A 15877-nucleotide genomic window follows, 5' to 3' on the forward strand; every position below is an offset into this window, starting at 1 on the left:
CTGCTGGTTACTTGGCTTCCATCCAGTTGGGGCCGACGCCCGTCTCCACCACTAGGGGTACGGTGAGGGCCACGGCTCGCTCCATGGTTTCACGCGTCAAGGTGAGCACCGCTTCGAGGGCCTCGGGGGCCGCTTCTAGCACCAGTTCGTCGTGCACTTGCAGCAAAAGTCTTGCCTGCAGGGCGGAGGCCTGCAGCTCCCGGTGCAGCTGCACCATGGCCAGCTTGATGATGTCGGCGCTGGAGCCCTGGATCGGAGCGTTGGCCGCAGCCCGCAGCTGTTGGGCCTCCATGCCGCCGCGGCGGGCCACATCTAGGTCGATCTCCAGGGGATCCTTGCCCCGCAGCCGGCCCAGGCCATTGGGATCGAAGTGGAAGGGGCGGCGGCGGCCCAGGATCGTTTCCACGTAGCCCCGGCTCAGGGCCAGCCGCTCCTGCAGCTCCAGGAAGGCGAACACCTTCGGGTAGCGCTGCTTGTATTTGCTCAGAAACTCCTTGGCCTCGGCCTGGCTCACGCCCGTTTCCCGGGCGAAGCGCTGGGCGCCCATGCCGTAGATCACGCCGAAGTTGATCGTCTTGCCCAGGCGACGTTCATCCGGCGTCACGGTGTCCTTCTCCAGCAGCAGCCGGGCCGTGAGGGCGTGCACGTCGTCGCCAGTGCGGTAAGCCTCCACCAGCACTGGTTCGCCGCTGAGGTGGGCCAGGATGCGCAGCTCGATTTGGGAGTAGTCGGCGCTGATCAGGCTCCAGCCCTCCTGGGGCAGGAAGGCCTTGCGGATCCGCCGCGAGAACTCGGTGCGGATCGGGATGTTCTGCAGGTTGGGGTTGCTGCTGCTCAGGCGCCCGGTGGCGGTGACGGCCTGGTTGAAATCGGTGTGCACCCGGCCGGTTTCCGGCTCCATCAGGGCGGGCAGGGCATCCACGTAGGTGCTCTTGAGCTTGCTGAGGGTGCGGTGCTCCAGCACCAGGGGCACCACTGGGTGATCGGCCTCCAGCTTCTCGAGCACGGTGGCATCGGTGCTCCAGCCGGTTTTGGTCTTGCGGGATTTCTTGCGGTCCAGCCCGAGGCTGTCGAACAGCAGCTCGCCCAGCTGCTTAGGAGAAGCCAGGTTGAAGTCCACCCCGGCGGCCGCTTTGGCCTCGCCCTCGAGGCGATCCAGGGTGATTTTGAGCTCAGCGCTGAGCTCGCCCAGGTAGGCGGTGTCGATGCGGATGCCGGTGGCTTCCATCAGGGCCAGCACCGGCTCCAGGGGTAGCTCCAGTTGGTCGAGCAGCTCGGGCAGGGCATCGCCCATGGCGGTGAGCTCGCGGCGCAGCAGCTGGGCCAGGCGCCAGGTGATGTGCACATCCATGCCGCAGTACAGCGCCGCCTCGGCGATCCCCACGGACGCGAAATTGGCTCCCTTGGGCACCAGCTCGACGTAGCTGGTGGGGCTGAAGCCAAAGTTGCGCTCAGCCATGGCGTCGAGGCCATGCTTGTCGCCGGCATCGCGCAGGTAATCGGCGAGCATCGTGTCCATCACCACGCCCTCCAACGGCAGGCCGTGACGCAGCAGGATCAGCCGGTCGTATTTGGCGTTTTGCAGCGCCTTGGGGTGGGAGGCACTGGCCAGCCAGGGCGCCAGGGCGGTGAGCACTGCAGCGAGGGGCAGCTGGGGCTCCGACGGCGGGGCTTCCGTGAGCAGGTCGGGTGCCGGCTGGGCTTGGTGGCTGATCGGGATGTAGGCCAGCTCCGCAGCCCCATCCCCCCAGGCCACCCCTACCCCCACCAGCTCGGCCTGGAAGGGATTGAGGCTGGTGGTTTCAGTGTCGAGGGCCACGGGGCGGCCGGGATCGCTGCAGCTGTTGAGGTGGGTCACCAGGGCGGCGAGGGCCTCGGGGCTGCTGATCAGCCGGGGCTGGAGGGCCGGCAGCCCCTGGCTGTCCGGCTGATCGGCAGCTGTTGCACCGTTTGTTTCGCGGTCTTTCGCACCAGCGGTTGGCGCCTTTTCGGTGGCTGGGCTGGCCGCGCCGCCCGCGGGGCTGGATTCCTCCCTGGGCTCCGGCGGCACGGCTGAGAACAGCTGGGCGAAGTTGGGCACCTGTTTCACCAGGCTGTACAGCTCCAGCTCCTCCAAACTGCCGGCCAGGGCGTCGGCCTTCACAGCCCCCAGCTCCAGCCGGGGCTCGCTGGGCAGGGGAATGTCGATCAGGATCTCGGCCAGCATGCGCGAGCGGTAGGCGTTGCCTTTGTCGGCGCGCAGCTTGTCCACTAGGGCTCCCTTGAGCACGCCCTTGGGGTCTTTGGCCTTGGGGCCCGCCTGCTCCAGGGCCTCCAGCGCCGCGTAAATGCCGTCCACATGTTCAAACTCTTTGAGGAGGTTGATGGCGGTCTTGGGGCCCACGCCCTTGACGCCCGGGATGTTGTCGGAGCTGTCGCCGGTGAGGGCCTTGAGATCCACCACCTCCTCCGGGGTGACGCCGAGCTTGGCGATCACCCCCTCGCGGCGGATCTCGCTGGGGCCGCTGTTTTTGGCGTAGGGGCCGCCGCCCATGTAGAGCACGGCGATGTCGCGCTCGTCGTCGACCAGCTGGAACAGGTCGCGGTCGCCCGAGAGGATCCGCACCCGCCAGCCGGCGTTGGCGGCCCGGTTGGCCAGGGTGCCGAGCACGTCGTCGGCCTCGAAGCCCGGTGCCATCGCCAGCGGAATGTCGAGGCTCTCGGCCAGGATCTGCTGCAGATTGGCCAGGTCGGCGAAAAAGTGCTCCGGCGCCACATCCCGGTGGGCCTTATAGGCCGCATCTGCCTCGTGGCGGAAGGTGGGCTCGGCGGTGTCGAAAGCCACCACCAGGCCGTTGGGTTTGAGCCCCTTGCAGTTGTCGAGCAGGGCCTTTAAGAAGCCGTAGGTGACGCTGGTGGGCACCCCCGCCTTGGTGCTCAACCCCCCGTCGCCCCCCTTGGCAAAGGCGTAAAAGCTGCGGAAGGCCAAGGAGTGGCCGTCGATCAGCAGCAGCAGGGGCTTGGTGCCAGGGGCCACGTTGCTGCCAGGGGTGATGGGTCTGGTCAGCCTGCCAGAGCTCAGGCTTGCAGTTGGGCCATGGCGATCCGCACCACAGCCTCCGCAGTGCCCAGGGCGGTGGTGCTGTCGTTGGCATCGAAGAGATCAGCCGGTGCCTCATCGCCTTGGGGGTAGCGGCTGGCGCTGTTCATGCGCGTAAGCGCCTTGAGATGCAGCTCAGCCAGGGCAGGGAGATCTAGGCCCTGCTGTTGCAGCAGTTCCACCAGTTTCTCGAGCGAGTGGCTGTATGGCGGTGTGATTCCGGCTGCCAGCAGCAAGGCCTTGAGCGCTTTTTCGGCGGCCTGACCTGCCAGGTAGCAGGCCTGGGCATGGAACCCCTGGCCGGCCGTGAAGCGCGCTGCCTCCAGATCGTTTTGGGCCTGGCGGATCCAGGCCTCAACCCGAGGAGTCATGGCTGATCCAGGCGCAGGGCGTCGCGGCCGATGGCCCGCCAGTAGAGATCGTCGCCCCCTTTCAGCTGCTGCCAGCGCTCCTGGCTTAGGGCCAGCACGTCGTCACCTAGGCGGGCATCCAGCAGCGCATCGGCCAGGGCATCAGCCTGTTGCTGGCTGGGGGCGATGGCCAGCAGGTCTACGTCGGAATAGGCGTCCCAGTCACCGCGCGCCAGCGAGCCGAACAGCCAAATCTCAGCGTTTGTCCAGGCGGCAGCTGTGGTGGCTGCTCCTTGTCGTAGGGCAGAGAGCCGCTCCTGGCGGCGTGAGTTGCGAATAGCGGCCAGGCTTGCCATGGACCTAGATTAGGAGCTGTGACGGATCCGGTCTTGGCGACCACGCTGGCAGCCGCCTTCAGCCCCTGCGGCCGTTACCGCTGGTGGCTGGAGCGGCTGTGGCAGCCGGCGGCGCCGCGGCTGTTGTTCATCGGCCTCAATCCTTCGCGGGCCGATGGCCAGCGCGACGATCCCACCCTGCGGCGGTTGGTGGGCTTTGCCCAGCACTGGGGCTTCGGCAGCCTCGAGGTGCTCAACCTGTTTGCCCGCATCAGCCCATCGCCGGCGGTGCTGCGCCGCGCCACTGATCCGGTGGGTGCCGACACCGACGCCTGGATCCAGCGGCGCCTGGCGGCCCAGCCTGAGGCCACCCTCTGGCTGGGCTGGGGCAACCAGGGGTCCTGGCGGGGGCGCGATCAGGAGGTGCTGGCCTTGTTGCAGGGGCATGGTCTCTGGGCCCTGGGCCTCACCGCCGCCGGCCAGCCCCGCCATCCCCTCTATGTGGCCAGCGATGTTGCGCTGCAGCCACTTACCTGGCACAACCAACAGACCCTGGGGCATCCTGTGGGCACGTCCGTTTCGCTGCCTGGCGCGCCCCCATGTCCCGCATCCCCCGCCGCTACGCCGTTCACCTGCATATGAGCGGCGGCCAGACCGAAACCGTCAACTTCCCCACCCTGGAGGCGTTTCAGCAGTGGTATGGCGGGGTGCTCACCGCCTCCGCCCCAGACGCCTTCGTGAATGTGCCGATCGGCGACCTGGAGGGCGAGTACCTGGTGGTGCGGCCCAACGGCGTGATTGGCATCCATGTGGAGCCCAAGTTCAACGCCCTCGATGAATGACGCCTGAGCGGCTGGGCCTGCTTTGGGGGGTCACGGTTTTTGCCGGGGCCACTGCTCAGGCCCTGGCCTGGCTCACCGGCTTGCCTGGGGTGGTGCTGCTGCTCAGCGCCGGTCTGGTGATCGGCCGCTCCGGTTTTGGCCTTGTAGAACCCCTCGACCTGGGTGCGGGTCTGGGCACGGTGGTGGGACTGCTGGTGAGCCTGGTGCTGTTCGACGGTGGCATCAACCTGCGCCTGCCCTGTGATGCCACCAAGCAGGCGGTGCTGCGCATCGTGCTGGTGCGCCTGGTGCTCGGCCTCGCCGCTGGCCTGCTGGCCGCCCACTGGCTGGCTGGGCTGAACTGGTCGCTGGCGGCGGTGTTCAGCGCCATCGTGCTGGCCACTGGCCCCACCGTGGTAACCCCGCTGGTGCGGCAGATCCGCCTGGCGCCGCCCCTGGGCGAGGTGCTGGAGGGGGAGGGCCTGATCTTGGAGCCGATTGGTGCCGTGCTGGCGCTACTGCTTTTGGAGCTGGCCCTTGGCGACCTCCATGGCTGGCGGGAGCTGGCCCTGGGGCTGCTGCAACGGCTCGGTGGCGGTGTGGCGATCGGTGCCCTCTGCGGCTGGCTGCTGGCCGAAGCCCTGCGCCGTATCCCCGCCCAGCCGGCCGGGGCCCTGCGGCTCCAGCTCACCTTGGGCACCTTGTTTCTGATGTTTAGTGGCTGTGAGTTGCTGCTGCCCGAATCGGGGCTGCCCGCGGCCGTGGCTGCTGGCGTTGTGGTGGGTCGCCGGCCCGATACCGATGCCGCCGAGCTCGATGAGTTGATTCGTCAGTTGGCCCAGCTGGCGATCACGATGCTTTTTCCCCTGCTGGCCGCAGATGTGAGCTGGGCCGAACTCAGCCCCTTGGGCTGGGGAGGGGTGGCCTGCGTGCTGAGTTTGATGCTGCTGGTGCGCCCCGTGGCCATCGGCCTGGCCACCTGGGGCCTGGCCTTCAGCCTGCCCCAGCGGGCCCTGATGAGCTGGCTGGCGCCCCGCGGCATCGTTACCGCTGCAGTGGCCAGTCTGTTTGCGATCCGCCTTGAGCAGGCGGGAGTGGTGGGGGCCGGCCGTCTGCAGGGGTTGGTGTTTCTGACGATCCTGCTCACCGTGGGGCTGCAGGGCCTGAGCGCCGGCCCCCTGGCCCGCTGGCTTGGCCTCTCAGAGGCAGCGGGCGATGCGGGGGAGGTCGGCGCCGCATCGGTGCAGCAGCAGCCAGGTGGCCAGTAGGTCTGGGCCCTGAAGGCTGCCGAGTAGCGCTGCCCGCAGGCTTTTCATGATCACGCCCTTCTTGACGCCGGCGGCAGTTGCGGCCTCGCTAAGCAGCGCCTGGGCCTGATCGGGCTCCAGGGCCTCTGGCGGCAACTGCTCCAGTAGGGCTGCCAGGGCTGGGCGGGCACCCTCGAGTTCGAGCTGGGCGCTGGCAGCTTCGTTGAGGGCTGGAGTTGCGAAGAATGGCCGGGCCTGGTCGACACCGTCGGCCAGCAGGGTGAGGGAGGGGCCGAGCAGCTCACATAGCTGTAGCTGCCAGGCGGGGTCTGCGCTGATGCCGCTGCAATCAGCCGGCCAGCCCGCGGCGGCCCAGAGGGGCAGCAGCTGCTGCCGCAGGGCCTCGGGCCCCAGTTCGTGCAGCACCTGGCCGTTTAGCCAGTTGAGCTTGTCCCAGTCGAAGCGAGCGCCGGCGCGGTTGACCCGCTCGAAGGAAAAAGCTGCCGCTGCCTCAGCCAGGCTGAAGCGCTCGCCCATCCCCTCCGGTGGCGACCAGCCCAGCAGGGTCATGTAGTTGGCCAGGGCTTCAGCGGTGTAGCCCATCTGCCGAAAGTCGCTCACCGAGGTGACGCCGTCGCGTTTGGAGAGCTTCTTGCCCTCCTGGTTGAGGATCAAGGGGGTGTGGGCAAACACCGGGGGCTCGGCGCCAAGGGCTTGGTACAGCAGCAGCTGTTTGGCGGTGTTGGCGATGTGGTCTTCACCGCGGATCACATGGCTGATCGCCATGGCGGCATCGTCTACTACCACCACCAGGTTGTAGAGGGGGTCGCCGATCTGGTCGGCGGCGGCCCGGCGGGCGATCACCATGTCGCCACCTAGATCGGCGCCGGCCCAGCGCATTTCGCCCCGCACCAGGTCGCTCCAGGTGATCGTTGCCTCGTCGTCGATGCGGAAGCGGATGGTGGCTTGGCGCCCCTCGGCGATGAAGGCCTGTTGCTGCTCGGCGGTTAGGTCGCGGTGGCGGTTGTCGTAGCGGGGGGCCTGCTTGCTGGCTGCCTGCTGCTCCCGCATGGTGGCGAGTTCCGCCTCGCTGGCGTAGCAGCGGTAGGCGTGGCCGGATGCAAGCAGTTGCTCAATGGCGGCCCGGTGCTCGCTGATGCGAGCGCTCTGAATAACGGGTTCGCCGTCCCATTGCAGCCCCAGCCACTGCAGCCCTTCGAGAATGTTGGTGGTGTATTCGGGCTTGCTGCGCTCTTTGTCGGTGTCTTCAATGCGCAGCAAAAACTGACCGCCCAGGCGGCGGGCGTAAAGCCAGTTGAAGACCGCAGTGCGGGCCGTACCTATGTGCAGCGTGCCCGTTGGGCTCGGGGCCAGGCGAACCCGAACCGGCCGATCTGAAGAAGGTTGCCCTGCTACGGACTGCGCAGCATCCACAGGGACAACTCCTAATTTAAATGGAACGGGACTGACGGGATTCGAACCCGCAACTTCCGCCGTGACAGGGCGGTGCTCTAACCGGTTGAACTACAGTCCCAGGCAGCTTTTTGAGCTAACTGTGTCGCAGAAGCGACTTTGAAATTATCCGTGATGGCCGGTCCGCTCGTCAACCAATTGGTTTAGGGCAGACCGGCATTGCGGATCGGCATTAAAGCCGCATGAATCTCAGGGTCTAAACCCTGCTGGCTCAATCAAACGAACCTGATTGCCTCGGGCTGTGAATTCACGACCTTGGTCGCTCTGCACAACCACCCTGCCACCGGATTTCACCCGGATCACCCGAGCTCGAACCCAGCCCAGAGCGGCTGATTCGAGCACCTTGACCACATCCCCGGGTTGTAAATCCAACTCCATGCTCAAACCAGCAAACTGCAAATTGGGGCATCGAACGCGCCGTGGAGGACTTGAACCCCCGACATCAGGTTTTGGAGACCTGCGTTCTACCAACTGAACTAACGGCGCATGGCCGATGCCCCGTAATCAGGAGGCCGCGGCTAATCAGCCAGCTGTCTTGAGGGATCCCAAGACGGCAGGCTGACGTTGCGTTGGCAACCTCAGCGGTCGAAGCGTTGCTTGACGCGCGTGGCTTTACCCACCCGGTCGCGCAAGTAGAAGAGCTTCGCCCGACGCACCTTACCGCGGCGCTCCACATTCACGGAGGCAACTTGAGGACTGTGAAGCATGAAGACCCGCTCCACGCCAATGCCCTGGAAGATCCGGCGCACCGTGATGGTTTCGTTGAGGCCGCCATGGCGCTTAGCGATCACCACGCCCTCGTAGGGCTGCACACGCTCCTTATTGCCTTCTCGGATGAGCACACCGACCTTCACGGTGTCGCCGACATAAATGTCAGGCAGCTCGTCCTTGAGTTGCTCGGCTTCAAAGGCCCGGATCAGCTCTTGGGCGCTGAGTTTGCCGGTTCTGGCCTTCGCGGCGGCGGGTTTTTCTTGCACCGCGGTGGCCGCAGGAGCTGCGGTGCTCACAGTGGCATCTACCACCTGATCAGTCGCTTGATTTTCTGTCGACTCCGTTGCCATCTCAGCTCCGCTACGCCTGGCCAAAGATGCAGTGTACCGGCTCGTGGTGCCCCCTTTGCTATTTCGCTTTTGCCACAGCGGTCCAGTCCCATTGGTAGCTTTCAGTTCTGCCCTACATCGCTGCCGGATAGCTGCCGGTGGGTCATTGCATGAATCTGTTTGCCGACCTACTGGCCAGCACCAAGGGCGCGGCGGTTGCCTCCCCCACCGTTGAAACCGGTCCACGCATCCAGAAGGGACGGCGCGGCGTTGAAATCAAGTCGGCCCGCGAGATCGACACCATGCGCAAGGCCAGCCGGATTGTGGCCACGGTGCTGCGCGAAATTCTGGAGCTGGCGGCTCCCGGCATGAGCACCGGCGACCTCGATCGCCATGCCGAGAAGCGCATCCGCGAGATGGGTGCTACCCCCAGCTTCAAGGGCTATCACGGATTCCCGGCCAGCATATGTGCCTCAATCAACAACGAAGTGGTCCACGGCATCCCGAACAGCAAACGGGTTATTCAGGCCGGCGATCTGGTGAAGATCGACACCGGTGCCTACTTCGACGGCTATCACGGCGACAGCTGCGTCAGCCTTTGCGTAGGTGAAGGCGCCACCGAGGAGGCCCAGACCCTCTGCCGGGTGGCCCAGGAATCGCTGATGAAGGGCCTGGCCCAGATTAAGGCGGGCAACACACTCCTCGATATCGCTGGAGCGGTCCAAGACCATGTCGAGGCCCACGGTTTTGCGGTGGTGGAGGACTACACGGGCCATGGAGTGGGCCGCAATCTGCACGAGGAGCCCTCGGTGTTCAACTTCCGCACCCGAGATCTGCCCAACATGAAGTTGCGCCCAGGCATGACCCTGGCGGTGGAGCCGATCCTCAACGCCGGCAGTAAGGCCTGCCGCACCCTCAAGGATCGCTGGACCGTGGTGACCGTTGATGGCAGCTGGTCGGCCCAGTGGGAGCACACCATCGCCGTAACCAGCGACGGTTGTGAAATTCTCACCGACCGCGATTTCTAGGGCTGGCCTGGGCTTGGCCGCGTCAGCAGCTTGAAGTAGCCCCAACGCGCCAGGGTGCTTAGGGGCATCAACACGTAGGTGAGGGGGTTTGGGGTCACGATGATCAGGCTGAGCCCTAACCGGGCCTGGGCGAGCACCTGATTGGCCACGAATCCCGGCCCCATTACCCCGATTGGGTTGAGGCTGGAGCGGAAGGGCCCCAGCACCAGCCGGCGGATGCGCAGGGGCCCGTTGGCACCAGAGAGATCCAGGGCCCGCAGGCTCACCAAACTGCCTAGCAGCCGTTTGCTCAATTCATAGAGGGGGCTGAGGGCGGGCTGGATCTCCGCCTCCGAGGTGTTGATCCACACCTCTGGCTTGGGCCGCTCTGGGCGGGGGCTTTGTTGCACCACCTCGGCAAACAGCTCCATCAGTCGCCAGCTGCTCAGGGCATTCACCTCCAGGGCAAGCGCCGTGGCTGAGCGGCTGCGGCGCTGTAGCTGGTTGATGCCGTGGTTGAGCACCAGGATGTCTACCCGCTCCAGCAGCCCCCGCAGCTCCTGCTCCTGGCCGCATTGCCAGCAGACCTGCTCTAGGGGAATTGCTGTGCCAGCAGGATCCAGCAGCAGCAGGGGTTCGCTGCTGCTGGTGAGGGCTACCAGCGAGGCGCCCTGCTGGGCTAGTTCCTGGAGCAGGGCCCGGCCCAGGCTGCCGCTCGCACCGGTAATCGCGATCCGGCATCCATCAAAATTGGTCATCTGCCTCGCACAAACGGCGGCTGACGCGTCAGCATGGTCGCAAATAGTTGACGGATACGCCGCCTTAATGCCCACTGGCATGATCCCCGATTCTGTTGCCCCCCTAGTGCCCCTATTTGCTCCCTACTGCGGGGGGTTGGGGAGGCCTATGCCTTTGGAAGGTGCCTTGGCGATCCTGCTAGCGGGCGATTGGACAGGTAAGCGCTTGCTGCAGGGGGGGCGTAGCCACATGTTGCGGTTGAGCTGGAGTGGTGAGACGGCACCCCAGGAAATTCTCCACTGCGATTTGATTTTTCCCGATTTACCAGAGGTGCAGTACAGCTTTGAGCTGCCCTGCTACCAGCTGGTCCAGTGGTTGATGGATCGGGAAGGGGAGCAGTTGCCTGCGAGTTTCTGGCAATGGCTGCTGCTGGGTCAGCCGCCCCTTGCTACCGAAGCAGTGGGCAGCGCCGCCTAAATTTCGCTTCAAGACACCCCCCAGCGAGGTTGACCGATGGCCCCCACCTTGCTGATCGGCTCCTGCGAATCCTTCAGTGGTAAATCGGCGGTGGTGCTTGGCCTGGCCCGCCAGCTGGCTCGCCAGGGAGTGCCGGTGCGTTTTGGCAAGCCCCTGGCCACCAGCCTCGATAGCCCGGCGGATGCTGCCAGCCAGGCGCCTCTGCTGGATGCGGATGTGCGTTTCATCGGCGCCACCCTGGGGCTTCCGGAAGCCAATCTGATTCCCTCGCTGCACGTGCTCGATCCGCTCACGGCAGAGCGGCGGCTACTGCAGGGTGACTTGGATCCCGGCTCGGGTTTTGAGCAGCTGCGTCAGCAGCTGGCCGCCGCCAGCGACGGGCTCACCCTGCTGGAAGCCGCCGGCAGCTTGCATGAGGGATTGCTTTACGGCCTCAGCCTGGCCCAGCTGGCCCGGGGCTTGGGGGCATCGGTGTTGCTGGTGCATCCCTGGATCGATAGCTGCAGCATCGACCCGCTCCTGGCGGCTAAGGCTGAGTTGGGTGAGCATCTGGCGGGGGTGGTGCTCAATGCCGTCAAGCCGGGGCTTGTGGCCCAGCTAAGCGCCGAGGTAGTACCTGCCTTGGAGCGACTTGGTTTGCCCGTGCTTGGCGTCATGCCCCAAAGCCCGCTGCTGCGCAGTGTCACGGTGGAGGAGCTGGCCCTGCGGCTCGGTGCCCAGGTGCTGTGCTGCCCGGAACGGCTCGATCTCCTGGTGGAAACCCTCTCGATTGGCGCCATGAACGTCAACTCGGCAATGGAGTTTTTCCGGCGCCGCCGCAACATGGCTGTGGTGACTGGCGCTGATCGCACTGATATTCAGCTGGCAGCCCTGGAGGCCTCAACCCAGTGCCTGATTCTCACGGGCGCTGGAGACCCGCTGCCCCAGCTGCTCAACCGGGCCGAGGAGCTCGAAGTGCCCCTGCTCAAGGTGGAGCACGACACCCTCACTACGGTGGAAGTGATTGAGCAGGCCTTTGGTCATGTGCGTCTGCACGAAGTGGTGAAGGCAAGCTTTGCCTTCCGGCTGGTGGAAGAGCATTGCAATTTCGAGCGCCTGTTTGCTCGGTTGCAGTTGCCCGCGTTAATGAAATAACGCTGCTAGTTTCAAAGGACTGGCAGCTGGCTACTGGTGTCGCGGTCCCTTGATCTTCCGTCGATTGATCGTATCGACACCCTGGCCCAGGAACTGGCGATGCTCCAGGACCGCAGCAAGCGTCGAATTGCAATTTTGGGTAGTCGCCATGTGCCCGTGGTTTCGATCCATCTGGTCGAATTAGTGGCCCGCTCCCTGGCCCAGGAGGGTCACAATCTGATCACCTCTGGATCCCAGGGCGTTAACGCGGCGGTGATTCGCAGCGTGCTGGAGATTGATCCGGCCAGGCTCACCGTGCTTTTGCCCCAGAGCCTTGATCGCCAACCCGGAGAGTCTCGCGATCAATTGGAGCGGGTGCTGCATCTGGTGGAGAAGCCAGAGCACGATGATCTGCCCCTGCCGATGGCAAGCAGCCTCTGCAACCAAGACATCATCAGTCGTTGCGATCAGCTGATTTGTTACGCCTTCCACGACAGTGAAACCCTGCTAGCCAGCTGCCGGGTCGCGGAGGACATGGGCAAGGTTGTCAGCGTGATGTTCTTTGACTGAACTTCTCAGCTGAGAAGCTCAGTCGGGCTATTCAGGGACTGCCGAAGGCCACCTGGCAGGCCGCATTGAGCAACTGGGCTTCGGCAGCGATCGTGGGGGCGTAGCCGTTCAGCTCGCCATCGGCGCAGTCTGCATCCATGCTGTAGCTGCGGCCGTCACGGTCGACCACGAAGGTCACCACGTGGTCGTTCGGTGCCTTCAGGGATCCGTAATCCAGCTGGTAAGTGCTGTTCGGCACCACGATCGTGGTTTGCTTCGCGTCGATGGCGGAGCTCACCGCTGCGTTGATCGTGGCGGCGGTGGCCAGGCCGGTGATGCCCCAGGCCGTGGTCCTGGGTCCCCACCATCCCCAGGAGGGAGCTCCCCCGTACCAGCCCCGTCCGTACCAGCCGTGCTTCCAGGGCCGGTGCCGCTGCCAGTCGTGGCGTGCCCAGCCGGGATGCTGCCGGCGATAGTCCACCGGACGGTTCCAGTGGTTGTGCTGCTCGTTGGGATTCCAGCGGCTGCTGTGCCAGCGGTTGGAATCGCGCTTCCAGTAATCCGGGTTCTTGGTGCCATGGTTGCTGGCCCCGTGGGACGGATTGGCCGCCGCGGAGAGCGTCAGCAGGGGCGTTGTGGCCAATGCCAGCAAGGCTGTTGTTGTGACCAGGGCCATGCCGCTGCTCCTCCAGCGCCCTGAAGTCCTTCCGCTCCGTCCAACCCCTCGGCTCATCGGTGGTGGCTGCAATCCAGCACCCGGTTTAGGTCAGGGGCCTGCCGTTGTCATCCGATCAGGGCCCGCAGCCCCTCCACGTAGAGGACGCCTGTGCAGGTGAGGCCCCCGGCCCAGCACAGTCCCCGCAGGGGTGGAACGTTGCCCACGTAGGCACTGATGTAGGCGAGACGCAGGGCCGGGTGAATCCAGGCGGCGGCTATGGCGATCGGGCTGGTCACCCCCGCCAGTAAGCACAGCAGGGCTGCCGGGGCATGCAGGGTGAAGGCTTCAAAGCAGTTTTGGTGGGCCCAGGCGGCCCGCTTGCCCCAGGCCGGCAGGCGATCAAACATTGCCCTGGGGGCGGCCAGATCGGGCATCTGGAAATTGGCCTGGGAGCGGGCGGCGCCCAGGGGCACGATGCTGAACACCACCACGCCAGCTGCCAGTAGCAACGACCAGGCGAAAGGGGCGAGTTGGGGAGAGATGGGCATGGCCGCTGCACGCTGCGGTTCAGCCTAGGTTTCGCCCCGGTGGTGGGCACGCTCAAAGGCGTTGATTTCGAGCTGCACAACCCCTTCGTTGATTCCCAGCGCCCTGGCGATGGCGTGCAGTTGCTCCTGCTCTTGCGCTTCGATCATTCCATCGGCGCAGGCCACTTGAAAGGACGTTTCAAGGATGATCAGGCGGGCTTTGTCGTCAATGTGGTTGCGCTGCTCGGACAGTTCTGCGATCAAGCGCTCGAAGGGGGAGGTGGTGTGGGCGTGGGCGGGCTGCGGATCCGGGAGGCTGCGGGCCTTGGCTAGTGCTTCGAAGGCGCCGGGCTCGGCAGGGGTTTCCATCAGCTCTTGATAGATCCTTTCCATCACAGCCAGCTCGGAGGCCTCCAGCTCCCCATCGGCGAGGCTGATGTCCACGATGCAGTGAAGGATCAGATCCCGCACAAGCAGCGCTTTGGTGTCGCCATACAAGATTCCCCAGCGCAGATCGGAGAGGTCCTGGTGCTTGCGTTGGCGGGAAGCTCGCGGGTCGCGCTTGCCGCCGGAGTGGCCTCCCGAGAGGTTGTCGTACATGTGCAGGTGGAAGCGCTCCCCCAGTTCCTTGCAGAGGGCAATGCCCCGCACTGAATTGCCGTAGGAATCGAGCCGTGGTGAGAAGGTGGCCAGGCCGAGCAGGTTGGGAGCCACCACCAGGACCGATCCAGCCACCCCCGATTTGGCCGGCAGCCCCACCTCCAGAGTGAACACGCCGGCGTTGTCGTACAGGCCCGAGGTCTGCATGATCGCCAGGGTGCGCTTCACGATCTCAGTGGAGAGCACCTGGCGTCCCGTGATCGGGCAGACGCCCCCATTGGCCAGGGTGGCGGCTGCCACCGACAGCATCCGGGCGGTCATCTCGATGCTGCAACAGGAGAAGTAGACATCCAGCATCTTCTGGAGATCCACGCCCCGGGGCAGGCCGATGCCGCCCTGCAGCAGATAGGCGATGGCGAAGTTCGTATTGGCCGTGGCCCGCTCCGATTCCATCGTGATTTCGCTGAAGCGCACTGGTCCACAGTGGCCGCACAGCTCAGCCCACAACTCCATCAGCTGGCCTGTGATCTCCCTGGCATCGCTCTCGGGAAACCCGGAGGTCACCAGGCCGGCCATCATGATCGCGCCGGCATTCACGTTCGGGTTAAAGGGCCTTCGGTCAGCCAGCAGGCTGAGGTCATTGAAGGGAAGGCCGGAGGGTTCAACCCCCACGTGCCGGTGGGTGAACTCGGGGCCTTCCCGGCTAAGGGCGTAGGCGTAGGTGATCGGTTTCGATACCGACTGGATCGAGTGGTGCACATCCACATCGCCGAGGGCCAGGCGCTGTCCATCTACAGAACAGATCGCTACACCCCAGAGCTCGGGGTCTGCATCCCTCAGGATTGGAATGTAATCGGCGTTGGCGCCACCGCGGTTGGCTGACACCCGGTGGAAGAGGTAGTCAATGTCCTGGAGGAAGTCCTGCCATTCCGGAATAACCAGATGCTGGTGGAGTGCGCGCGACACCATCAGCAGCTCGGGACCCACCAGGGCGGAGAAGGCCTCGAGGCTCAGGGGGCCATCGCCGAGCCTGTTGAGCTGTTGAAAGGTTTGCGCTAGCCGGCCGTCGTCGGCCTGCAAGCCACTGGCCAGCAGGTGATGGCGCAGGCTGGCGGTGGATACGGCGCCGTCGCGTGCGGCCCTCGCGTAGAGCGCTTGCATGCGGTCCATGGAGCACTCGCGGCTTTTCGGCCACAGTGATCACCCTCCCCCATGGCAACAGGTAGCGGTTGCTACCAAGCCAGGGTGCTCGGGGCTTGTGCTTCGAATTGCCGGCGGTGCTGGCCGAGCCTGCTGGCCAGGGGAGTGCCGAGTCGGAGGTTCTTTTCTAGGCTCCTGAAACGATTGTGCTGATTCTCAGCTCCCGTTCCGATGGCCGACACCTATTCCTTCGATGTGGTGAGCGATTTCGATCGCCAGGAGCTCGTCAACACCATCGATCAGGTGCGCCGCGACGTGGGCACCCGCTACGACCTCAAGGATTCCAACACCGAAATCGAGGTGGAGGAGACGAGCCTCACCATCACCACCGCCAGCGACATGACCCTCCAGGCCGTGGAGGACGTGTTGCGCCAGAAGGCAACCAAGCGCAACCTCTCGCTGAAGATTTTTGACTTTCAGAGCCCCGAACCCGTGGGGGGTAACCGGGTCAAGCAGGTGGTGAAACTGCGCAAAGGGTTGAGCTCTGAGCTGGCCAAGCAGCTCAGCAAAACCGTGCGCGACGAGCTCAAGAAGGTGACCGTTTCGATCCAGGGCGAAAGCCTTCGGATCACCGGCAAAAACAAGGACGACCTTCAGCAGGCGATCAACCTGCTCAAGGCCCAGGACGTGGAAGTGCCTTTGCAGTTTGAGAACTACCGCTGA

The 15877-nt window shown here is 64.9% G+C and carries 17 protein-coding genes and 2 tRNA genes; 8 read left to right on the forward strand and 11 right to left on the reverse strand.

The window, feature by feature from the left end; all coding sequences use genetic code 11:
* Positions 1 to 7: 7 nt before the first annotated feature.
* From polA to U9970_RS03035, 3 genes are read right to left on the reverse strand one after another with little or no spacing between them, the layout of a single operon-like run.
* Positions 8 to 3016 (reverse strand): DNA polymerase I, encoded by a 3009-nt coding sequence (gene polA, locus U9970_RS03025; protein ID WP_322765240.1) that lies wholly within the window; start codon positions 3014 to 3016, stop codon positions 8 to 10.
* 41 nt (positions 3017 to 3057) lie between these two features.
* Entirely contained in the window at positions 3058 to 3450 is a 393-nt protein-coding gene (locus tag U9970_RS03030; RefSeq protein ID WP_322765241.1) for a HEPN domain-containing protein, read from the reverse strand.
* Positions 3447 to 3785 carry a nucleotidyltransferase domain-containing protein gene (locus U9970_RS03035; RefSeq protein WP_322765242.1) on the reverse strand — a complete coding sequence of 113 codons (339 nt, stop codon included), beginning with the start codon at positions 3783 to 3785 and terminating at the stop codon, positions 3447 to 3449. Before U9970_RS03035 ends, U9970_RS03030 begins: the two co-directional genes overlap by 4 nt.
* Before the next feature lie 33 nt (positions 3786 to 3818).
* On the opposite strand from U9970_RS03035, the gene U9970_RS03040 reads away from it, so the two are divergent.
* Genes U9970_RS03040 through U9970_RS03050 form a run of 3 tightly spaced genes read left to right on the forward strand, consistent with a single transcriptional unit; the run spans position 3819 to position 5853 of the window.
* Positions 3819 to 4406: a DUF1643 domain-containing protein gene (locus U9970_RS03040; protein ID WP_322765243.1), complete on the forward strand. Its 588-nt coding sequence runs from the start codon at positions 3819 to 3821 to the stop codon at positions 4404 to 4406.
* A complete protein-coding gene (locus U9970_RS03045; protein WP_322765244.1) occupies positions 4364 to 4606 on the forward strand; it encodes a hypothetical protein in 243 nt (80 codons plus the stop codon). The genes U9970_RS03040 and U9970_RS03045 overlap by 43 nt, the downstream gene beginning before the upstream one ends.
* The gene (locus U9970_RS03050; protein WP_322765245.1) at positions 4603 to 5853 is read left to right on the forward strand and encodes a cation:proton antiporter domain-containing protein; all 1251 of its coding nucleotides are present in this window, start codon (positions 4603 to 4605) and stop codon (positions 5851 to 5853) included. The genes U9970_RS03045 and U9970_RS03050 overlap by 4 nt, the downstream gene beginning before the upstream one ends.
* Here the strand turns inward: U9970_RS03050 and gltX are convergent.
* From gltX to rplS, 4 genes are all read right to left on the reverse strand, one after another.
* A complete protein-coding gene (gene gltX / locus U9970_RS03055) occupies positions 5785 to 7266 on the reverse strand; it encodes a glutamate--tRNA ligase (RefSeq protein WP_322765246.1) in 1482 nt (493 codons plus the stop codon). The genes U9970_RS03050 and gltX overlap by 69 nt on opposite strands.
* Positions 7267 to 7292: 26 nt before the next feature.
* A tRNA-Asp gene (locus tag U9970_RS03060) sits at positions 7293 to 7366 on the reverse strand.
* Between the two features lie 352 nt (positions 7367 to 7718).
* Positions 7719 to 7791: transfer RNA gene (locus U9970_RS03065), tRNA-Trp, on the reverse strand.
* A gap of 92 nt (positions 7792 to 7883) precedes the next feature.
* A complete protein-coding gene (gene rplS, locus U9970_RS03070; protein ID WP_322765247.1) occupies positions 7884 to 8366 on the reverse strand; it encodes a 50S ribosomal protein L19 in 483 nt (160 codons plus the stop codon).
* A gap of 149 nt (positions 8367 to 8515) precedes the next feature.
* Between rplS and map the strand changes: the two genes are divergently transcribed.
* Positions 8516 to 9373 (forward strand): type I methionyl aminopeptidase, encoded by an 858-nt coding sequence (map, locus tag U9970_RS03075; RefSeq protein WP_322765248.1) that lies wholly within the window; start codon positions 8516 to 8518, stop codon positions 9371 to 9373.
* Here the strand turns inward: map and U9970_RS03080 are convergent.
* A complete protein-coding gene (locus tag U9970_RS03080) occupies positions 9370 to 10110 on the reverse strand; it encodes an NAD-dependent epimerase/dehydratase family protein (RefSeq protein WP_322765249.1) in 741 nt (246 codons plus the stop codon). The two genes, map and U9970_RS03080, sit on opposite strands and share 4 nt — an antisense overlap.
* A 79-nt stretch (positions 10111 to 10189) precedes the next feature.
* Here U9970_RS03080 and ebsA point away from each other — a divergent pair, with 79 nt between their 5' ends.
* Genes ebsA through U9970_RS03095 form a run of 3 tightly spaced genes read left to right on the forward strand, consistent with a single transcriptional unit; the run spans position 10190 to position 12250 of the window.
* Entirely contained in the window at positions 10190 to 10567 is a 378-nt protein-coding gene (gene ebsA, locus U9970_RS03085) for a type IV pilus biogenesis protein EbsA (RefSeq protein WP_322765250.1), read from the forward strand.
* Positions 10568 to 10603: 36 nt separating this feature from the next.
* On the forward strand, positions 10604 to 11701 hold the full coding sequence (locus U9970_RS03090) for a phosphotransacetylase family protein (RefSeq protein WP_322765251.1): 1098 nt from the start codon (positions 10604 to 10606) through the stop codon (positions 11699 to 11701).
* A gap of 36 nt (positions 11702 to 11737) precedes the next feature.
* Complete coding sequence (locus U9970_RS03095) at positions 11738 to 12250, forward strand: LOG family protein (RefSeq protein WP_322765252.1); 513 nt, start codon at positions 11738 to 11740, stop codon at positions 12248 to 12250.
* 31 nt (positions 12251 to 12281) lie between these two features.
* Here U9970_RS03095 and U9970_RS03100 read toward each other — a convergent pair whose 3' ends face one another.
* The 3 genes from U9970_RS03100 to glsA form a co-directional block, all read right to left on the reverse strand.
* Complete coding sequence (locus U9970_RS03100) at positions 12282 to 12905, reverse strand: hypothetical protein (RefSeq protein ID WP_322765253.1); 624 nt, start codon at positions 12903 to 12905, stop codon at positions 12282 to 12284.
* Positions 12906 to 13012: 107 nt separating this feature from the next.
* A complete protein-coding gene (locus tag U9970_RS03105) occupies positions 13013 to 13435 on the reverse strand; it encodes an MAPEG family protein (RefSeq protein WP_322765254.1) in 423 nt (140 codons plus the stop codon).
* A 24-nt stretch (positions 13436 to 13459) separates the two neighbouring features.
* On the reverse strand, positions 13460 to 15184 hold the full coding sequence (glsA, locus tag U9970_RS03110) for a glutaminase A (RefSeq protein WP_322765255.1): 1725 nt from the start codon (positions 15182 to 15184) through the stop codon (positions 13460 to 13462).
* 201 nt (positions 15185 to 15385) lie between these two features.
* Between glsA and U9970_RS03115 the strand changes: the two genes are divergently transcribed.
* Complete coding sequence (locus U9970_RS03115; protein WP_322765256.1) at positions 15386 to 15877, forward strand: YajQ family cyclic di-GMP-binding protein; 492 nt, start codon at positions 15386 to 15388, stop codon at positions 15875 to 15877.

The sequence above is a fragment of the Cyanobium usitatum str. Tous genome (assembly GCF_963920485.1).
Classification (GTDB): Bacteria; Cyanobacteriota; Cyanobacteriia; order PCC-6307; family Cyanobiaceae; genus Cyanobium_A; species Cyanobium_A usitatum_A.

What these genes read in the sequence shown, in the direction of transcription:
- U9970_RS03030 (WP_322765241.1), bottom strand. Translation starts at nt 3,450, where the DNA reads ATGACTCCTCGGGTTGAGGCCTGGATCCGCCAGGCCCAAAACGATCTG.
- U9970_RS03035 (WP_322765242.1), bottom strand. Translation starts at nt 3,785, where the DNA reads ATGGCAAGCCTGGCCGCTATTCGCAACTCACGCCGCCAGGAGCGGCTC.
- U9970_RS03045 (WP_322765244.1), top strand. Translation starts at nt 4,364, where the DNA reads ATGTCCCGCATCCCCCGCCGCTACGCCGTTCACCTGCATATGAGCGGC.
- U9970_RS03050 (WP_322765245.1), top strand. Translation starts at nt 4,603, where the DNA reads ATGACGCCTGAGCGGCTGGGCCTGCTTTGGGGGGTCACGGTTTTTGCC.
- rplS (WP_322765247.1), bottom strand. Translation starts at nt 8,366, where the DNA reads ATGGCAACGGAGTCGACAGAAAATCAAGCGACTGATCAGGTGGTAGAT.
- map (WP_322765248.1), top strand. Translation starts at nt 8,516, where the DNA reads ATGAATCTGTTTGCCGACCTACTGGCCAGCACCAAGGGCGCGGCGGTT.
- U9970_RS03080 (WP_322765249.1), bottom strand. Translation starts at nt 10,110, where the DNA reads ATGACCAATTTTGATGGATGCCGGATCGCGATTACCGGTGCGAGCGGC.
- ebsA (WP_322765250.1), top strand. Translation starts at nt 10,190, where the DNA reads ATGATCCCCGATTCTGTTGCCCCCCTAGTGCCCCTATTTGCTCCCTAC.
- U9970_RS03090 (WP_322765251.1), top strand. Translation starts at nt 10,604, where the DNA reads ATGGCCCCCACCTTGCTGATCGGCTCCTGCGAATCCTTCAGTGGTAAA.
- U9970_RS03100 (WP_322765253.1), bottom strand. Translation starts at nt 12,905, where the DNA reads ATGGCCCTGGTCACAACAACAGCCTTGCTGGCATTGGCCACAACGCCC.
- U9970_RS03105 (WP_322765254.1), bottom strand. Translation starts at nt 13,435, where the DNA reads ATGCCCATCTCTCCCCAACTCGCCCCTTTCGCCTGGTCGTTGCTACTG.
- glsA (WP_322765255.1), bottom strand. Translation starts at nt 15,184, where the DNA reads ATGGACCGCATGCAAGCGCTCTACGCGAGGGCCGCACGCGACGGCGCC.
- U9970_RS03115 (WP_322765256.1), top strand. Translation starts at nt 15,386, where the DNA reads ATGGCCGACACCTATTCCTTCGATGTGGTGAGCGATTTCGATCGCCAG.